12 protein-coding genes and 15 tRNA genes are annotated in these 18307 nt (G+C 56.4%); 21 read left to right on the top strand and 6 right to left on the bottom strand.

The genetic code is table 11. The features are described 5' to 3' along the window. The first annotated feature begins 363 nt into the window (after positions 1–363). The 18 genes from ABD890_RS08965 to ABD890_RS08880 all read left to right on the top strand — a co-directional run bounded on the left by ABD890_RS08965 (position 364) and on the right by ABD890_RS08880 (position 3745). Positions 364–439: transfer RNA gene (locus ABD890_RS08965), tRNA-Ile, on the top strand. A gap of 13 nt (positions 440–452) precedes the next feature. After that, positions 453–524, top strand: a tRNA-Lys gene (locus ABD890_RS08960). Positions 525–558: 34 nt separating this feature from the next. Further along, positions 559–822, top strand: coding sequence for a hypothetical protein (locus ABD890_RS08955; RefSeq protein WP_345087989.1), 264 nt, complete (start codon positions 559–561; stop codon positions 820–822). Between the two features lie 62 nt (positions 823–884). Then, a tRNA-Thr gene (locus ABD890_RS08950) sits at positions 885–956 on the top strand. A gap of 36 nt (positions 957–992) precedes the next feature. Next, a tRNA-Gly gene (locus tag ABD890_RS08945) sits at positions 993–1063 on the top strand. Positions 1064–1073: 10 nt separating this feature from the next. Then, positions 1074–1148, top strand: a tRNA-Pro gene (locus tag ABD890_RS08940). A 4-nt stretch (positions 1149–1152) separates the two neighbouring features. After that, positions 1153–1227, top strand: a tRNA-Asn gene (locus ABD890_RS08935). 12 nt (positions 1228–1239) lie between these two features. Beyond that, positions 1240–1311, top strand: a tRNA-Gly gene (locus ABD890_RS08930). Between the two features lie 37 nt (positions 1312–1348). Next, positions 1349–1423, top strand: a tRNA-Gln gene (locus tag ABD890_RS08925). Positions 1424–1431: 8 nt separating this feature from the next. After that, positions 1432–1502: transfer RNA gene (locus ABD890_RS08920), tRNA-Trp, on the top strand. Positions 1503–1520: 18 nt separating this feature from the next. Next, a tRNA-Val gene (locus ABD890_RS08915) sits at positions 1521–1593 on the top strand. A 185-nt stretch (positions 1594–1778) separates the two neighbouring features. Beyond that, positions 1779–1851, top strand: a tRNA-Asp gene (locus tag ABD890_RS08910). A 69-nt stretch (positions 1852–1920) separates the two neighbouring features. Then, positions 1921–1995: transfer RNA gene (locus ABD890_RS08905), tRNA-Leu, on the top strand. 113 nt (positions 1996–2108) lie between these two features. Continuing rightward, the gene (locus ABD890_RS08900; RefSeq protein ID WP_345087987.1) at positions 2109–2621 is read left to right on the top strand and encodes a class I SAM-dependent methyltransferase; all 513 of its coding nucleotides are present in this window, start codon (positions 2109–2111) and stop codon (positions 2619–2621) included. Positions 2622–2628: 7 nt separating this feature from the next. Then, a tRNA-Leu gene (locus ABD890_RS08895) sits at positions 2629–2711 on the top strand. A gap of 16 nt (positions 2712–2727) precedes the next feature. Beyond that, on the top strand, positions 2728–3375 hold the full coding sequence (locus ABD890_RS08890) for an RNA ligase family protein (RefSeq protein ID WP_345087985.1): 648 nt from the start codon (positions 2728–2730) through the stop codon (positions 3373–3375). 141 nt (positions 3376–3516) lie between these two features. Then, positions 3517–3589, top strand: a tRNA-His gene (locus tag ABD890_RS08885). A gap of 84 nt (positions 3590–3673) precedes the next feature. Further along, positions 3674–3745: transfer RNA gene (locus tag ABD890_RS08880), tRNA-Arg, on the top strand. A gap of 47 nt (positions 3746–3792) precedes the next feature. Here the strand turns inward: ABD890_RS08880 and ABD890_RS08875 are convergent. Further along, positions 3793–4335 carry a hypothetical protein gene (locus ABD890_RS08875; RefSeq protein ID WP_345087983.1) on the bottom strand — a complete coding sequence of 181 codons (543 nt, stop codon included), beginning with the start codon at positions 4333–4335 and terminating at the stop codon, positions 3793–3795. Positions 4336–4585: 250 nt separating this feature from the next. Then, positions 4586–6388, bottom strand: coding sequence for a cytochrome c peroxidase (locus tag ABD890_RS08870; protein WP_345087981.1), 1803 nt, complete (start codon positions 6386–6388; stop codon positions 4586–4588). A gap of 241 nt (positions 6389–6629) precedes the next feature. Between ABD890_RS08870 and ABD890_RS08865 the strand changes: the two genes are divergently transcribed. Next, on the top strand, positions 6630–7196 hold the full coding sequence (locus tag ABD890_RS08865; protein WP_345087979.1) for a hypothetical protein: 567 nt from the start codon (positions 6630–6632) through the stop codon (positions 7194–7196). Positions 7197–7292: 96 nt separating this feature from the next. Here ABD890_RS08865 and ABD890_RS08860 read toward each other — a convergent pair whose 3' ends face one another. The 4 genes from ABD890_RS08860 to ABD890_RS08845 form a co-directional block, all read right to left on the bottom strand. Further along, a complete protein-coding gene (locus ABD890_RS08860) occupies positions 7293–8726 on the bottom strand; it encodes a DUF1501 domain-containing protein (RefSeq protein WP_345087977.1) in 1434 nt (477 codons plus the stop codon). Between the two features lie 32 nt (positions 8727–8758). Then, positions 8759–11173, bottom strand: coding sequence for a DUF1549 domain-containing protein (locus ABD890_RS08855; protein WP_345087975.1), 2415 nt, complete (start codon positions 11171–11173; stop codon positions 8759–8761). 131 nt (positions 11174–11304) lie between these two features. Beyond that, entirely contained in the window at positions 11305–12762 is a 1458-nt protein-coding gene (locus ABD890_RS08850) for a DUF1501 domain-containing protein (RefSeq protein WP_345087973.1), read from the bottom strand. 17 nt (positions 12763–12779) lie between these two features. Further along, the gene (locus ABD890_RS08845) at positions 12780–15773 is read right to left on the bottom strand and encodes a DUF1553 domain-containing protein (protein ID WP_345087971.1); all 2994 of its coding nucleotides are present in this window, start codon (positions 15771–15773) and stop codon (positions 12780–12782) included. A 327-nt stretch (positions 15774–16100) separates the two neighbouring features. Between ABD890_RS08845 and ABD890_RS08840 the strand changes: the two genes are divergently transcribed. Beyond that, entirely contained in the window at positions 16101–16628 is a 528-nt protein-coding gene (locus ABD890_RS08840) for a sigma-70 family RNA polymerase sigma factor (RefSeq protein ID WP_345087969.1), read from the top strand. After that, complete coding sequence (locus tag ABD890_RS08835; RefSeq protein WP_345087967.1) at positions 16625–18301, top strand: FecR domain-containing protein; 1677 nt, start codon at positions 16625–16627, stop codon at positions 18299–18301. Before ABD890_RS08840 ends, ABD890_RS08835 begins: the two co-directional genes overlap by 4 nt. Positions 18302–18307 lie beyond the last annotated feature (6 nt).

The raw sequence follows: 18307 nt of genomic DNA, 5'->3' as shown, positions 1-18307 counted from the left end.
GCAGCTTCGTCTAAACCTGCAGACTTTTGATACCAACCTTCATTTGAAACGCTGAGTAAGTGCTTTCCATGTTGACCAAAAACAACATAGATCGAATCCAGAATCAAGGCGATTTGCGACCGTCCGGTAACGGGCAGTTCGTGTATCTCGCGTTTATTTTGCGCTTATGACCAGCGGTGAAAACCGATTGAGGCGAACAAGCCCGGTGTCATAAGTGATGCCGGGCTTTTTTTGTGCCTGGAGCCAACGGTAGTCGAGGACTGGTCGTCCGAGTTTGACTGATACTCAAGCTGCGCTGAGTTCGATTCCCAGGGCTACCACTGCGATAAGTGCGTTTCCAATCGGCACGAGATACACGAGAGACGGCGCGTAGCTCAGTGGTGAGAGCGGCGTCCTTATAAGACGTGAGTCGTGGGTTCAAACCCCACCGCGCCGACCAAACCAAACAACATGGGACCGAGGTGTTACGGCAGCATCCCTGGCTCTTAACCAGGCGGGTGAAGGTTCGAGTCCTTCCGATCCCACTTTCCGGCAGTGTCAAGTCAAGGAATCGAAGCCATGACGCTCTATTACCAACAATGTCGATTAGTCAAACAAACAAGTGCTACCACGAGGGTCGAGCTTACGTCGTGGATCCCTGAGAAATACGCGCAGCTGAATAGCTACGTGAAGCTCAAGCAGCCCGATGGCTCGTTTGTCGATGGCTGGGAAGTGAAGTCGATCTCGTCCCAGAGGTTGCAGGAAAACGACCTGCCTGACGCGCATGCGATGATTAAGGGTCATAAGAAGGCGACAGGCGATGCCCTGCCTAAACGAGGTTAGTTCAACGGACTTTTGTTGGTCAGGCGCAGTCGAATCATCGAACTGCGCCTGGCCTCAAACAAGCACTGGTCGTCCAGCGGCTAAGACACCGTATTCGTAGTGCGGCTACGAGGGTTCGAATCCCTCCCGGTGCTCTTTCGATCTTTGAAAACTGAAAACCAAAACAACAAGCGCCCATGATGTAGCGGTAGCCTACTGCCTTGCCATGGCGGAAGTGTGGGTTCAACTCCCACTGGGCGCTCTTGCAAATTCAGGGTGTGGGAAAGCCTGGCTAATCCGCATGCTTCGGGTGCATGAGATCGCTGGTTCGAGTCCAGCCATCCTGACTTTTGTGGTGGGTCCTGTGTTGGTACGGGAAGGCGGCTGTTAACCGCTTTGTCGCAGGTTCGATTCCTGCCGCCGCAGCTTGTTGAACGTGTGCCCTTGGCCGAGCGGTTTAGGTGGCAGGCTTCCAACCTGGCGAGGTGGGTTCGATTCCCTCAGGGCACTCTGAAGTTCGCTCGATGCGCATGCACGTCGAACGTTTTGCGAGGTAGACGCTGTTGGTAGTTTCGCCTGGCTCTGAACCAGGAGGCCGTTGGTTCGATTCCAACCCTCGCAGCTCACGATACGTCTTTGGTGTAACGGTAGCATGGCTGGCTCCAAACCAGCCGGTCAAGGTTCAAATCCTTGGGGGCGTGCTCGGAAAAGTAGATGACAGTCCTGTGGCCCAGCGGCAACGGCAACTCTCTTACAAAGAGTCGATCGGGGGTTCGAGTCCCTCCAGGACTACTTTGCTGGGGCGCTGATGGCATCGTGCCATCGCTATGCCCTCGCCAAGCTCAGAGCAGAACTCCTCGCGGCTCCGAAAAGCGACCTGCGTCGGCTTTTCGACGTGCCGTCCCTGGCACGTGTTACCCGTGCGGCAGCTAGTACTTTGTTTTAACAACACTTCGCGAGGTATCGCGCATTAAAAAGTTCTCGTGGAGCAGCGGAGTGCTCGCCTGCCTGTCACGCAGGAGATCGCCGGTTCGAATCCGGTCGGGAACGCTTGTTTGGTTTGTTGATCTGAAGGTTGTCCCGCGTGCCTGGACGAATTTCATTTCGGCAGACCAGCATGGCACGCTACGCCAATAAGGCAGAGCGACCAGGCTCAAATCCTGGTGGATGGGGGTTCGAGTCCCTCGCGTGCTACTTCGAGGCGTGTCCCTCACAGATGCCTGTAAAGCATCCGTCGAAAAAAAGTGAGGTGGCCGACGAGAGGTTCAAATCCTTCACGCCTCATCCATTTGTGGAAAGGAAGAAGTATGCCAAAGTTGAAAGGCAAACGAGGGTTTCGATTCATCAAGGAACTAGGCGGAGCCATTCGTCGCGAGACAATCAGCTTCGGCGCGGCTTGGCTGGTCCAGCAGCAACGGATCGAGGGACGTACGCTCGACTATGGCTGCGGGTTTGGTCGCGATGCCGATCACTTCGGTTGGGAGGCATTCGATCCTTACTATCGACCTGTCATGCCAGAAGGAAAGTTCAACACAATTGTCTGCAATCATGTCCTCAACATGCTAACGCAGGCCAGTCGGCTCGCTGCAATGGAGCAGATTCAACAGCGACTTGTTCCCAGTGGAAATGGCTGGCTGATCGTTCCGAGAAATATCCCGGCGACCGGCAAACTAGGGCTTCGTAAACGCATTCAAAACTACGTGGTGGTCGATCTGCCTTCGGTCTATGTCGACGCCAAGTTAGAGATCTATCGGCTGACGTCTGATGCGAAGGTTGCAGATCGAACGGACGAGATCGAACATCGGCTTAAAGGCCGGTAATCCATTTGGCCAAGTGGCGGAATTAGAAGACGCGCGACGCTTAGAACGTCGTGTCCATCGGGCGTGGGAGTGCAAGTCTCCCCTTGGCTACTTGATCGCAGGCAGCATGAACAGGAAATTGCACTACCCGAAGATTCGCGATTCGCGTGACTTTCCGCTGGGACGCTGCATTGCCTTCGAGAAGTTGGACGGAACGAACTTACATTTCGTTTGGAAACGGACTTCAGGCTGGATCGCGCTGGGGACGCGTCGTGATCGCTTCACTTGGGATCACGCAGGTCGAGAAGCATTCGCGGCAGCCCATGGAAACGTTGCGGATGCCGCCGAATTGTTCGAGCAGCAATGGACTGCTGAATTAGAGGTCGTGTTCCAGAAGGACGAACGCTGCCAGTCATGGCAAGTGGTGGAGGTATTCGCTGAGTACTGCGGACCCAATTCGTTCGCTGGATTGCACAAACATGATGACCCCAAGCGATTGGTAATGTTCGATGTCGCAGTCGATGGCGAGATGCTCGGACCGTTTGAATTTATCGAACTGTTTCGCGAACTTCCGATTGCCCGCGTGGTCTTTCAAGGCAAGTTCAATAGTTCATTTGCGGAACGAGTCCGTGAGGGAAAGCTGGACGTGATCGAAGGCGTCGTCTGCAAGACCGGTACACGTGGGAACGTGCAGATGGCCAAGATCAAATCCAATGCCTATCGCGACCGCCTGCAACAATCGTTCGGCGAACGATGGGAAGACCATTGGGAATAGCTCGATTCAACTGACGTGGGTGAGCCAGTGCTCATCCGGGCCTCATAAGCCTGGATCGTCGGGTGCGACTCCCGAACCCACTACTTTCATTGGTCAACGCGATCACGCCTGGTTGAGGTGAGATCGCGTGACCAACTCATGGTGACTGAAGTGTTCTTGGAAGGCACGCCTGCCTGTGAAGCAGGAAGAGGGAGTTCAAATCTCCTCGGTCACCCTGATAACTCGGTAGTGTATCGGAGCGCACGGAACTCTTCGAAAGTTCAAGGCCAGGTTCGATTCCTGGGCGAGTTACTCGATTGTCTTTGGAGTGTGGCGGATCGCACGCGAGCTTGCGAAGCTCGAAGATCAGGTTCGATTCCTGGCAAAGGCACTGTTCTTAAGCCCAATGTGGCCACTAAACGAAAGACGCGGGTCTCGTTAGCCTGCTCCTCCGACGAAAAACTCGGCTTTGGCTGGAACCTTATCGAGCAGGCGGGCAATCTTCGGATCGCTCAACAGCGCCGGCAATTGCAAAATGACTTTCGTTGGGTTCCCTATCTCAACAAAGCCTTGCCATCCACTGAAACTAGTGTCGTCGGTCGGGTCGAAGTATAGCCGTGCATTCATGTTAAAAGCATCGTCGTCGAATTCCGACATGTCCGACAGCTCGTCAATGGCGTGAACCGTTCGATAAATCATAATGGCTTGGTAGTTCTGAGCTGATGTGTCATTCAGGCACTCATCACCGACACCCCGAAAGTCGGCAATTTCAGGGATGCCAATTTCTTTTGTTGGTCCCGTCTCGATCGAGAACATGTCGGCGTCGTCGTACTTTTCGCGGTCCGCTCCGACAATTTGGATATCTTCGTAGAAGGCGACGAACGCCTCGATAATTCGATGGCAAGTTGCCTGATCGGAATGCCATGCCTGGGCCATCGTTAGAAACTGCTGGATCGCATCATCTTGCGTTAGCTCAGGCATAAGAAGGAACTTTCAAGTCGCGGGGTGGGATCGTTTCCAGAATGGAAGCAATATAATCGATGCCTCATCTGACTCTCTATCCCCAGCTCTTTCTGACCTCTCACACGCTGGTATCGAAAGTCAGCAGTGTTGGCTGATCCAGCCGGATGCGCATATCGAACTGGATCTAGGACCGAAGGCCTCGCTAACCCAGCGTCAGAAAACTCAGGTGGCATTCCAACGGCAGCTCATGGTATTCGTAGCCTTTTTGTTACAGCGATTTCAAATACGAAATCAGATCGGTCAATTCGCCATCGGACAGAGCACGCGTGCCGGAGACTTCTTCGGGCGAGTGAAAGTCCACCAGAACATCTTCCAGGCTCTTCGCTCGACCATCGTGCAGGAATCGCACTTTGCGGTAGATGCCAACCAGCGAAGGCGTGTTGAAGCCTTCGTATTCATCTTCGTCTGAGCCTAAGCCGACATCATGGATCTTGCCGTCGGTGAGGTAGGGACCAGAGTGACATGCCGCACAATTGGCTTCACTGCTCTCGAAGATCGCTTTGCCGCGCTGGGCCGACTCGCTTAGTTGGCCATCACTGCCTCGAAATGGATTGGGTGGCGAACGATCGGTCTTCAGGTAGGCCAGAATCGCTTCCTTTTCTGCTTCGCTGACCTTCTCGCCTTGCATCGTCGTGGTGAACGATTTGTGCATCGCATCGTTCAGATCGACCTGCCAACCATGCCAGGTCCATGGTCCGGTCTTATCGACATCGTACAGTGGCAGCACCGTCTTCATGGTCAACGCGGAACCATCGTTCCAGGTATCCATCGCCTTCGAGTTCACACCACCGTTGTAGTGGCACGAGTGGCAACTGTACCACTGATCAAGACTCCGCTGAGCATCAAAGAACAACGCTTCGCCGAGACGGATCTGGGTGACTTCGATCGCTGGGGCCAGCGGGATCTCTGCCAGCAGCTTGCGGGATTCGATATCGACAATTTGCACGGCATCTTTCAGATAGTTGGCAACGTAAACGGTTCGGCTATCGTCCGCCATCGCCATGCCCATCGGGCGACCACCGACGTCGATTCGGCCGAACATATCTTTGTCCATCATCAACCGCGAATCGATGAAGTCGCCGGGTCCGCCGATACCTTCCCAAGGGAGATCAGCCCGACGATAGACCAGCAGTTCGTGCGTCCCGGATGCCGAAACCACCATTCGTTTCTGGTTTTCACTGATGACCATGCCATGCGGATCGGCGACGGCGGTTCCTGATTCGTCGAGAGTGATTGCTTCACGATACTCTGGGCCATCCAGACGAACCCGGGCAATCCGACTTCCCAGAACCCAGCCTTGGCGAATGTTGACGCGGCTGATCGGATTGCTGCGATAAACCATCCAGGGAAAGTAGACGTGCTTTCCGTCGGCCGAACATTGCAGGTGACCGATGTTGATACCGCCAGAAAGTTTCTCGGCATAGGCGATCTCGCCAGAGGCAATATCGACGACGACGATCTTGCTTTCGCCACTGCAGCCGACTGCCAGTTTCGAGCCATCCGGCGTGACGGTCAGATAACGAGGCCAAGGTCCGACCGGAAACTTACGGACGAGTTGGCCGGCTTCCAGATCAAGTTCGGCGACTTCGCCGGTCGCGACCAGCCCGGTGTAGGCTTTTTGGCCATCGGGAGAAATCGCCAGGCCATTTGGTTCAAAACCAACGTCGAATGTCTTCTTCTTTTGTAGCGTATTGCCGTCCACCTGAACGAGCGAGACCTGACCACTGTAAGAACAGCTCACCAGGACGTGGTCACCATCGAGACAGATCGCCACCGCGGTGGGGTGTTTGCCGACGGCCAGCTCGTCGAGCACTACCTGACGGCGGGTGTCGATCAGGCTGATCGAGCCAGCGGATTGATTCGCGACGACTAACCATTCGCCGTTTTTCGACAGGGCGACGTCCACGGGCGAGCGATATTGAGCCAGTTCGACCGGCGAAGCTTGGGCTAGCAACGGGACACTTGCGCAAATTAAGGCAAACGACAGGCAGATCAAACGCAGAGCATTCATTTAATTTTCGGCCTAACCAGCGAGAACTGAAGCAAGTTTTCGGTGTTTGTTAGCAGCATAACAGAAACGCGGTTTCCTTTGGATAATCATACTCAAGACTTGTAGCTGGGGATGGGATTGCGGATACTGCATCTGATCTGGATGCCCAGTCCGGTACCGCCAAGGTGGAAGGACTCGGTCGTTGCGTCCCCTCCGTTACCTCCCCATTCTGTTCCCCTCGGTTTGTTCCAGGAGTTCTCTGATGAAGCTTTTGACGATGATGCTTACTGCGGTCGCTTTGGTTGCCGGTTCCTCGCTTTGCATGGCGGAAGAAACCAAGAGCGGTCTGCAAACGGGCGAAATGATTGGCGCGTTCTACGTGACCAAGCTGGCCGGTGCCTCGGAAGATGGCGTCGATGTTGGTAAGAACCTCTGCTACCGCTGCAAAAACGGTGGTCGTCCACAGGTGATCGTGTTTACCCGCACCGGCGATAAGCAGGTGGTCGATCTGGTCCAGCAGTTGGACAAGGCCATCGCCGCTAACGAAGACAAGCAGTTGCGTTCGTTCGTGAACTACCTCGGCGACGAAAAGGCTTCGGCCAAGGCTGACGCTGAAAAGCTGGCCAAGACCGTTACTGCCGACAACGTGCCAATCGTTCTGCCAAACGAATTTGAAAACGGCCCAGAAAACTACGGCATCAATCCAAAGGCTGAAGTCACCATCATCCTGGCCAAGGGTGGTGAAGTGAAGGCGAACTTCGCCGCTGCTTCGGCTAAGGACCTGAAGGTCGACGCCGTCATCGCTGGTCTGGAAAAGATCCTGAACTAGTTTCACGATCCCGACTCGCATCAAAATAAAAGAGCCGCCTGGCTACCTCTGTCAGGCAGCTCTTTTTTTGTTGGCTTCCAGCAATACTTGTTGCGACTATGCAAAGACCTCGCTGACTGCTTTGCCTTTGCCATCTTCGGTCGCATAGAACGGACGACGTTCGATGTCGTAAACCGTCTTCGGGCTGATTCCCATCGCGGTGAAAATGGTCGCGTGCAGGTCCATTACGGATACCGGGTTCTCGACCGCGACGAATGGTCGTTGCTCGGCCGTCTTGCCGTAAAGGTGACCCTTCTTCACGCCGCCCCCCCACATCGCCACGCACGAGCCACCGGTGAAGTGGCGGTGCTGCCCGTAGTGCTTCATCTCTTGGAAGACTTCGACCTTCTCGGTCGCCTGGTCGAAGGCGTTCGATCCTGGCTTGCCTTCCATGATCATGTCGCGGCTGAACTCGCTGGCGAGAATCACAAGCGTGCGATCGAGCAGGCCACGGCTTTCCAAGTCACGAATCAATTGAGCGACCGGCAAGTCGATCTCTTTCTTCATCCGCTGCAGTGTCGTGTGGCCATTGGCATGCGTGTCCCAGTTCAAAAACGGAACGTACTCGGTGGTGACTTCCACGAAGCGAGCCCCGTTCTCAACCAACCGGCGAGCCAGCAAGCAGCCTCGGCCGAAACGCCCGGTGTCGTATTTCTCGTACGACTCTTTCGGTTCCAGAGAGATGTCGAACGCCTCGCGCTCTTTCGCGCTAAGCAGCCGATAAGCGTTATCCATCGAACGGAGCAGCGACTCGCGCTGGAAGTCTCCCAGGAACTCGCGCTGTGGCGACTGATCGATCAGCTTGCGGAATAGCTTGTTGCGATTGGCAAACCGGTCCGACTTCATACCTTCCGGCGGACGAACCGACTGAGCCGCTTGTTCCGGGTAAGGCAAGTTCATCGGGCCGAATTCGCTGCCGAAGAATCCGGCCGTGGTGAAGGCCTTCAGTTCCTCTTGTTCGCCGACACCTTCCAGGCGTTGCCCGATGTTGATGAAGGCAGGCATCACCGGATTTTGCGGACCAAGCACTTTGGCCATCCACGCACCGATGTGCGGACAGGCTACCGTTTGCGGAGGAACGTAGCCGGTGTGCCAATGGTACTGATGACGAGAGTGAAGAATGCTGCCGAGGTCAGGCAGAACGTGCGAGCGAATGAGCGTCGCGCGATCCATGACCTGAGCGATGTTCTCCATCCCTTCCGAGATCTTGATGTTGTCGACGTTCGTGTCGATCGCCGGGAAGGTACTTTCGACTGCCGATACCGGTGTGCCGACTTCGAAGGGAACGTGCTTTTTCGGATCGAACGTGTCCGGGGCTGCCATGCCGCCCGCCATCCACAGCAGAATGCACGCGTCCGCCTTCGGGGCAGGGTGTTCGATCGGTTCCCCTTCGTTGGCTTCAACAAGTCGGGGCGCGCCTGCCATCATCGTCGCGGCGGAGGCAGCGGCCATCTGCTTCAAGAACTGACGTCGAATCGCTGGACGATCCATGGATAAACTCCGTCGGGCTAGGCCCGCATGTACTAATGAACGAGTTGAAACTCTGGCAACATGAAGACCGCCCACAGGACATCTTCAATTGCCTCGGTCGACATCTCATCACCCAGAGACTGGCTGAGTGTCGTCAACTCGGCTTCGGTCGGGTTTCGACTCAATGTGAACTGATACAGCCAGGTAACCATCGCTTCGGGCGACTGCCACGACTGCTGCTGAAGGTGCTCGGCACCTTGGTGCAGCATGCTGGCCAAGGTTTCGCCATTGGAAAGATCAATTGCCTCGAGCGTAGTCAGTTCCAATGGACGAACGCTGACAACTTGATCACGGTTTGGACGACCCAGCGACCGCATCAGGAAGTCGCTCTTCAACAGCGAAGCTCGCACCATCATTTGCGAGCCATCGACACCTTGAGCGAGTAGCTGCGTCAACTGAGGCTGAATCCGACTCATCCAGACCTGCTGCGATTTCACGACCTCGGCTGGCTGCCAATCTTCAGGAGGCTTGGGAAACTTGCCCGACTTCGCAGGAACTTCAGACGTCCATTGCCAGGTGGCATCCGAGGCCAAGACCTGCGCCGGAGCATCTCCAGAGCCAAGGCGTGCCTCAAAGAAGAGGCCAGCCGGATTCGGTCCACTACCACCATTCTTCGCGACGATCAGGATTTCGTTAACCCCTTGCTTTAGCGAAGTCAGTGGAATCAGGTTCGGTTCTTCCCAGTTGTCGCCCGCTTTGACTTGTTTGCCATTCACGTACAGCGTGTACGAGTTGTCGCACGTCACCACCGCGAATGCAGTCGTGATCGGTTCGGTGATGTCCCACTCTTTGCGAAGCGAGATCGTTTCGCCTGCGGCCGCGTTCGATGCATCGGCTCGGCTCCAGATCCAGGAACCGGTCACAGCCAATGCGTCCGCTTGTTTTGCGATTGGTTTGCCTCGCACGACTGGGGCGTCGAACTTGCTCGGGGCGGTGCCGGTTACCTGCCAGACACAGTCGATGAACTGTTCCGCCGTCATCCGTTTCGAACGCGGCCCAGCATACTCGTAGCCATTGTCATCTTTGCCTTCGGTGACGCGCTCCGCTTCGCTTTGATAGGCCTGCGACGTGGCAATCAGTTCGAGAGTCTTTTTCAGATCGTAGTGGTTGTCGACCAGGTGCTCGGCCAGGAAGTCGAGCAGGTCGTCATTCCACGGAGGGCTTTGCATCGAATCGGTCGGATGAACAATCCCATGGCCCATCATGCGATGCCACAAGCGATTGACAATCGTACGAGTGAATCGGCCGTTCTCGCGATGCGTCATCAAGGCGGCAAGCTGCTTCAAGCGTTCCGGCTTGGCGGCGTTCGGATCGATCTGACCTAGTTCCGGGAACAGCCAGGCAGCCTCGGCCATCTTGCCGATCGGCTTATCGCAGCGATGTAGTTCCAGCGGACGTTCCGCGTAAATGGCAGCGAGCCCGTACGAATCTTTCAGCTTCCAGCGATCGATGAAGCTGTCGTGGCACGAGGCACACTTCAGATTGATGCCAAGGAACGATTGCCCCATGTTCTGGGCGAATTGGATCTCAACGGTTTGCCCGGCACTCACTTCTCCACGCCACTTGATGCCACCAGCAAACCCAGAACTGTCGGATGTCGGTGGTGCGATCAACTCTTGCGTGAATTGATCGTACGGCATGTTGGTCACGAGCGCGTTATACAGCCACTTCGAGATCTGCGAACGCCCACCGGTGATGAAACCAGTTCCGGCGTAATCGTTGCGGAGCAAGTCGTTCCAGAAGCTGAGCCAATGTTCGGCATAGTCGACGTCACGTTCCAGAAGTTCGCGAACGAGCTGGGCTCGCTTATCTGGACTGGCATCGCTGAGGAACTGACTCCGCTGCTCAGGCGTCGGCAGCAGACCTATTAAATCGAGATAGGCACGCCGCAGAAATGCTTCGTCGCCAAGGGGCGCGATGGGGGCCTCGCCTTCAGCTGCCAGTTGAGCATCCAGGATGCGATCGATCGGGTTGGTGCGGCCAGCGACTGCCGGCGGAAGTTCCGGGCGACGAGGCTTCAGCGGTGGCTCGTAGATTGGTTCGCCGAAGGTAAAACCTGGCTCCCAGGTCACGCCACCGGCGATCCATTTCTTCAACAGGGTGATCTGTTCTTCGTCGAGTCCGTCCCCTTCGGGCGGCATCCGCGTGAATTCATCGTCGGTGGTCACGCGTGCCAACAGTTCGCCTTGATCGGTCTTGCCAGAAACGACGGCAACGCCCGATTCGCCCCCGGCCAGGACCGTCTCGCGAGTATTCAGCGAGAAACCACCTTCCTTCTGGTTGCCGCTATGGCACTTGCCACATTGCTGCTTCAGAAGGGGCACGATCTGATGAGCAAAGTCGATTTCTTCAGCTTGAAGTGCCGAGCCAAGACCGATTGCGAGAACGATCGCGAGTCGTGAAATCATAAGATCAGATGCAGAAAAATGGAGGCGGGAAAAACCTCAGTATATATCCGCATGCCCGATATGCAAATTGGAATATTGCCGCGGGAAGCAATCTCATGGCAGGCGAAAAGGTTCTCAGCCTGATGGAACTTCTACGCGAGTAGTTCGTGAATGACGTGGCCGTGCACATCGGTCAGTCGGCGATCGATTCCGTTGTGCCGCACGGTCAACTTTTCGTGATTGATTCCCAGCAGATGCAGCATCGTGGCATGAATGTCGTAGACCTGGGTTGGATGATCGCGATCGAGCGGCTTGTATCCCCACTGATCCGACTCCCCATGGGTGACGCCTGGTTTGATGCCGCCGCCGCATAGCCAATTGGTGAAGACATACGGATTATGGTCGCGGCCGACATTGCCTTGGGTTGAAGGCATCCGCCCGAACTCGGTCGTCCAGAGGATAATCGTATCGTCGAGCAGCCCGCGCTGTTTCAGGTCTTGGATCAGAGCCGCCGTACCGACCGCCATGCCGGTGGCCAGGGGACCATGATCGCGTCGAATATCTTCGTGGCTGTCCCAATTGCGGCGGGGGAAACCGTTGTCGTTGCCAGACCAGATCTGAATGAACCGAACGCCACTTTCGATGAGTCGTCGCGCGATCAGGCACTTACGGCCGAAGTACTCGATCTCTTCCGGGGCGTTGATTTCGGCCGGATACTCGGACCCCATCCGATCGAGACCATACATCTTCAGAATGTGCTGCGGTTCGTCCGAGATATCAAGCGCCTGGGGAGCACTCAACTGCATCTTGGCGGCCAGCTCGTAGCTTCGGATGCGTGCTTCCAGTCGCGAGTCACCGGGACGCTGCGACTGATATTGGCCGTTGATCTGCTCAAGCAATCGCATGCTGTCGGCATCGCCTGCCTTGGTGGTGAACGACGAGCTTGGCATGAGGTCTTCTATGGGGTTGGCACGCTGTGGAAATATCGCGGTCCCCTGGGTACTGGCCGGTAAGAAGGCACTGCTCCAGTTCTTAGGCCCGTTGCTCGCAAAGCCGCGATGGTCGGGCAGAACGACGAACGCAGGCAGGTTGTCGTTCAAGCTTCCCAGCCCATAACTGATCCAGGCACCCATGCCAGGATAGCCCGGCGTATCGAAACCGGTCGCTTGCAGGTAGGTGGCTTGCGAATGCACGCCACTTTTGCCGACCATGTTGTGCACAAAGGCCATGTCGTCGACACACGCTCCCAGCGGGGCGACCACGTTGCTCAGCATCTTGCCTGATTTGCCGTAGGGGCGAAACGGGAACGGGGATTTCATCCAGGGACCAAGTCCGTTCTGAAATGCTTCGACATGTTCGCCGAAGTCCGAGTCTTCGCCATGATGCTTATCGAGAAACGGCTTGTGATCGAACATATCGATCGGGCTCGCCGCACCACTCATGAAGAGCTGAATGACTCGCTTCGCCTTCGGGGGATGATGGGGCGAGGCAAGCACACCTGACTGACCAGATGCCGCATCGGCATCCTCTTGCATCAGCAACGAGGACAACGCCAGGGAACCAAAGCCCCAGGCATTTTGCTGCAAGAATTCGCGTCGTGAAGGGAACATTCGCTGTCCTGGGGTGCTTAGTCGAGGTAGACGAATTCGCTTTGGTTGAACCAGACGCGACACAAATTAACGAGCCCGTGCTGCTCGGCGAAGTTAGTAAACAGCTCCACTTCCCGCGGTGTCGCCGATCGGCCCAGCGTAAGCTGAATGCCACGTTCGATCTGCCGCGGAAGGTTGTCGGCTTCTTGCTGCAGTCGCGCGGCGAATGCCTCGGACATCGCCAACTGGAACGGATTGTTGAGCATCGAAAGGGCCTGCAGCGCCGTCAGTGTCTCACTTCGCTTCGGTGTGCTTTGCGAAGAGTCGGCACAGTCGAGCGTCGTCATGTAGGGATCGGGCTGCGACCGCACAACGAACCGATAAATACTGCGACGATGCGAAGCGGGATCGCGCGGGTCGAATTTGTGGTACTCGTAGTGCGGCGAGTGGGCTTCCTTTTCAAGCTCAAAAAGAAAGTACCCTGGGCCACCCATCTGCAGGTTCAAGCGTCCGCTGACGGACAGGATTGAATCGCGGATCTCTTCCGCTTCGAGCCGGCGACGATTCATTCGCCAATAAAACTGGTTGCCACCATCGATCGCTGCGAACTCTTCCTGGTGGTCCGACCGCTGGCGATAAACGCTGCTGTTGACGATCAGCCGATGCAAGTGCTTCATCGACTCGCCATTGCCACGAAACTCGATCGCCAACCAGTCGAGCAATTCCGGATGCGTGGGAAGTTGCCCCATCCGTCCGAAATCGTTCGGAGATCCAACAATCGGCTGGTCGAAATGGTGCTGCCAGATTCGATTGACGATACTTCGCCAGGTCAGCGGATGTTCAGGATTGGTAATCCAACGGGCTAGTTGAGCCCGGCGTGCTGCTTCAGGATGTCCATCCGCTAAATCGAATGATGCCGTGTCGTCGCCCGGAAGTGGCAATGCCCCTGGCAGGGCTTCTTCACGCGGATCGGTCACGTTGCCGCGATGCAAAACGTGAACCGTGCGCGGGGTGCCTTCGGTTGGCTGAAAACTTCCCTGCGGCTTGAAATGAATTGCCGCTGCATAAACCATCTTGCCGGTCGGAAGCGATTTCAGCTTCGCTTCGGCCTGCTGAAGTTGCTGCTGGAGCGTTTGTCGACGTGTCGTTCGTTCAGGCGTGTTGATGTCGCTTTCGATGCGAGCCAATTCCTGTTGGACCTCTCCGATCGCCCGAACTGACGACGTTTCAAAAGGCTGCGGCCAGCGTCCATCCGTCAAGTTGGCTCGACCCCAACGAATCGGGGCCTCGATTGAATCCAAGGCAGTCACTTCCGCACCGGTTGCCAGGTTACTCCCATTCGCGTCGAGTAGTTCAACTTCGGACAGTGCGAAGATAAAGTCGTTCTGCCGCGGGGCAAGCTTCGTCGCCGTGATGCGAACGAATCGGGCCGTGACCTCGGTGTTTACCTCATAGGTTGCCAGCAACGGATTGGGATAGTCGCGAGTCGTTTCATCTGCCAGCGTAATGGCGTTGGTCATTGCGGCGTCGGAGGAGGCTTCGACTTTGAAGCGAATCGGAAAGCCGAAACCAGGACCGATGCCGGCGTAGTCGTCGTAGCAGGGATGAAGCACCACACGAGCCAGCTCGACCGGTGCCCCCAAGTCGATCTGCACCCACTTGGCCTGATCCGCGTTCGCTTCGATTCGGCTGTGGTAGCCATGCTCGGCGACAGGTGTCTTCGGGCGATGCTGTGCTTGAAGTGATTTCAATTCAACTTGAAGCTCTCGCAGACGCTTCCCGCCGGAGGCTTCTATTTCACTGTTCAGCGAAGCCAACTGCTGCTGGGCATGTTGCTTTTGCTCGGCGAGTTCGAGCCGCTGTTGTTCGATCGCAGGATCGAGGTCATAGGCTCGTTCGGCCCGGTCGACCGCGGCGAAGACCGCTTGCAGTCCATAGTAGTGTTGCTGGGTGTAGGGATCGAACTTGTGATCGTGGCAACGGGCACATTGGATCGTGACGCTGCAGAAGGTGTTCATCGTGTTCGAGACCATTTCGTCTCGATCCAAATTTCGGGCCATCTTGCCATCGATCTTGGTCGCCGGAACTTCGACGTGGCCGATAAAGTCCCACGGACCCGCGGCGATGAATCCCAGGCCGAGGATGCCATCGGCTTCGCCAGGAAAGATCGCGTCGCCAGCGATCTGTTCCTGGACGAATCGCGTGTACGGCTTATCTTCGTTGAACGAACGAATCACGTAGTCGCGATACGGCCACGCATTTCGCCGCAGCTTGTCTTTGTCGTACCCGCACGTATCGGCGTACTTCACCACATCCAGCCAATGCCGGGCCCAGCGTTCGCCATAGTGAGGCGACGCCAGGAGATGTTCGACAAGCTGCGCGTACGCTTCGTTGCCGCTCTCTAGCTTCGCAGTCCAGTGATGCATCTCCTCTGGCGTTGGGGGAAGACCGATCAGGTCGAAGTAAAGTCGCCGGACGAGCGTGCGTGCGTCGGCCTCGGGAGAGAGTTGAAGGCCATGTTCCTGTTGCTTCGCGATGATGAAGGCATCGATGGGGGTGCGAACCTGCGCGGCAAGTTCGCCGGTGATTGCTGGCACTTCGGGACGCTTCAGCGGCTGGCGAGACCACCAGGTATCGTTCGCCTTCAAAACGACTCCCTCCGGCCAATCAGCCCCAGTAGCGATCCAGCGGCGGATGGTTTCGACTTCCTCTTTACTTAGTGGCACGCCCCCTTTCGGCATCTCCGGTTCGTCGCCGCTGATGTAATCGAGCAGGGTGCTGGCATCGGGGTGTCGCGGGACGATTGCTTCGCCGGTGTCGCCGCCAGCGAATGCCGCTTGGGCACTTGCCAGCGATAGGCCGCCCTCTTGCTTCTTCGGGTTGTGGCAACTGACGCAGTGGTTCGACAGGATCGCTCCGACCGAGTTCTCAAACGTTGCGGCAGGCAAGGGTTCGCCCAAGACAATCGAACCGGCCAGTGCACACGCAAGCGAGCAAACTGCGGACAGCCATCGTGGAGAAGAGATCGACATAAGGAGGGCTCGTCAGGGAAGGTGGGTCGACATCGATGTCGCGGAAGCAGACGAGTGCTGCTGCGTCCAAGTTTGCCATGACGGGTAGGTCGAGAGCAAGAAAAAATGGGTAGGCATTCTGTCGGGGGACAAGCCACCGAAGGGAGCGATCAGCTGCACTAAGAATGGGAATCTACGGCGCAGCGAGGAGGAAACCGAAATAGACCCACCTCTGGGGAAATTTCCGAAGAGCCGCGCCGCTGAGAGTTTTTGTTTTTTTCTAAAATTGCAACGAGAATTGAATGAATTGAGGATGAATCGGATTGAACGACCCCCAATCGGTGACTTGTGAAAATATCCCCCCAGAATGAGCAGTTTGTTCGGCTGTACGCCCGCGACGAAGGACGACTGCGGCGCTATGTCGCGTCGTTGGTCCCTTCGACTGCCGACGTGGATGATGTGCTGCAAGAGACAGCCATCGCGCTAATGCGTAAGTTCGAGCAATACGACGACGAGCAACCCTTTTTTAACTGGGCGTGCCGCTTTGCGCTGTACGAAGTGTTACAGCATCGCAAGCGATCGAACACGCGTCGCCGCCATTTCTCGGATGAAGTGGTAGAAGCGATCGCCTCAGAGTATCAGCGGCATCAACAACAATCGGAAGAGCGCAAGAAGGCTCTGGCCGATTGCCTGCACAAATTGGATTCGCAAGATCGTCGGCTCGTAGAGCTACGATATTTCAGCGAAGAAACGATCGACAGTCTCGCCCAGCGAATCGGCGAACCTGCGGCGAAGTTGTATCGCTCGCTGGCACGGATTCGCTATGCGTTGGCTTTGTGCGTCCGTGAGACGATCGCCGCGGAGGCCACCTCATGAGCACGCCCATGGATCCCAAGCAAGCCCGCGAACTTTGCGATCTGATTTCGACTTTGGTCGAAGGTTCGATCACCGACGAACAGTTCGCCCGGCTCGATCAGTGGCTGAAGGAAGACGCAGAAGCACGTCAGATTTACCTCGACTATTTGCAGTTGCACGGCGACTTGAGTGAGTTCGCGTATATCACCTGCGAACCAGAACCGATCCAGCCCGTCGAGAAGCTGCCCCAACTTCCGGTCCATGTCCCGGTGGAGGAAAGCAGACGCCTGCCAGAGTGGATGATTTCGCTTTCAGTCGCGCTGCTTCTGCCGTTGGCGGTCGTCGTCGGCATGATGTTGCCGCGCGGTGGCGATCCACTGATCAGTCCCACGTCGCCAATCGCGGCCAATGGTGGTGTGACCTATCAGGTCTTTTTCGCGAACGTCGCGCATGCCAAGTTTTACGGACAGCTTCCCCCGGCGATACGTTCGCAGTTGGTTCCCTTGAAGGACTACGTCCTGCTGGAAGGGATGGTCGAGCTCGAGTTCCCACGCGGCGCTTCGACAATTATTGAAGGTCCGGCAGTCTTTCGGGTCGAATCGGATCAAAGGCTTTCGCTCGACGTTGGACGTTGTAGCGTGCATGCCCCTGCGGGAGCCGAAGGGTTCGAAATCGCCACGCCGGAGATCAACGTGGTCGATCGCGGAACGCGCTTCTCGGTGAATGTCCTGGAAGGCAACATCACCGATGTCCAGGTGATCGAAGGGGCCGCCGACGTTTATCGCAAACCGGCCAACGACGCGACGACCATACTGGAGCCCCAGTTCGAGCGACGTTTGAACCCGGAAGATGCCCTGCGGTTCTCGCAGTCGAATCGAGCGAACCCACAGCCACTTCCCTTTGAGGCCAGCCAGTATCAACGGCAACTGCCGGATCGAATTGTTTCGTACGACGGAACGACCGATGCCAAAGGTCAGGTCGATGAACTGCTGAGCATCTCGATGCAGCGGGGCGGCAAGACGACCACGATTCCGATCGAAGACTTAATCCTATCGCGAGTGACCTGGTACCAGGCTCAAGAGAATGTTGGCTATTTGATTGGCGATAAAGAACTGCCAAAGCTACGGGCCGACTTCGCTTCCGATCGTAGTTTGCGGACTGGGCTGATCAATATGGGGGGCAATCCCCATCCGTTGGCTTCCGACCCGAAGATGACGATCGATGTCGATGCGAACGACGTCGGCACACCCGGCATGGCGGTGATGTTTGATCGCCCGGTCCGCAACGGACCAGGGGCCGACATTGTGTTCTTCGAGATTCAAACCTATTCCAATCCGATCGAAGGGGACGCGTTTCACGTTAGCCCTCTGAAGTTCACCGAGGGACTGCGTTCGCACACGATCACCCAGTACGACCTGACGATGGAATCGCCCGAAGCATTGTGCGTGCAACCGACCTGGTTGTATCGCAGCGATCAGGCCCCCAAGTCATTGGAACAACTGGAGCAGGTGCCTTTCGAGTCTGTCGAACAGTCGACCCGTTTTGACGCGATTGCGGTCGGTATCGATTTGTCTGATCTTGGCTACCCCGAAGGAGCATTGGTCGAAGGCCTGTTCTTTCAAGACGCCATGGACAACGAAGATGCCGTCGACCCGGTGTTCATTGCCGGTTTGCCTGACGAGACCAGCTCATAAGACTCC

This window comes from Bremerella cremea, assembly GCF_039541315.1.
GTDB lineage: Bacteria > Planctomycetota > Planctomycetia > Pirellulales > Pirellulaceae > Bremerella > Bremerella cremea.
Note: the sequence above shows the minus strand (reverse complement) of the source record. Positions and strands in the feature narration are given on the sequence as shown.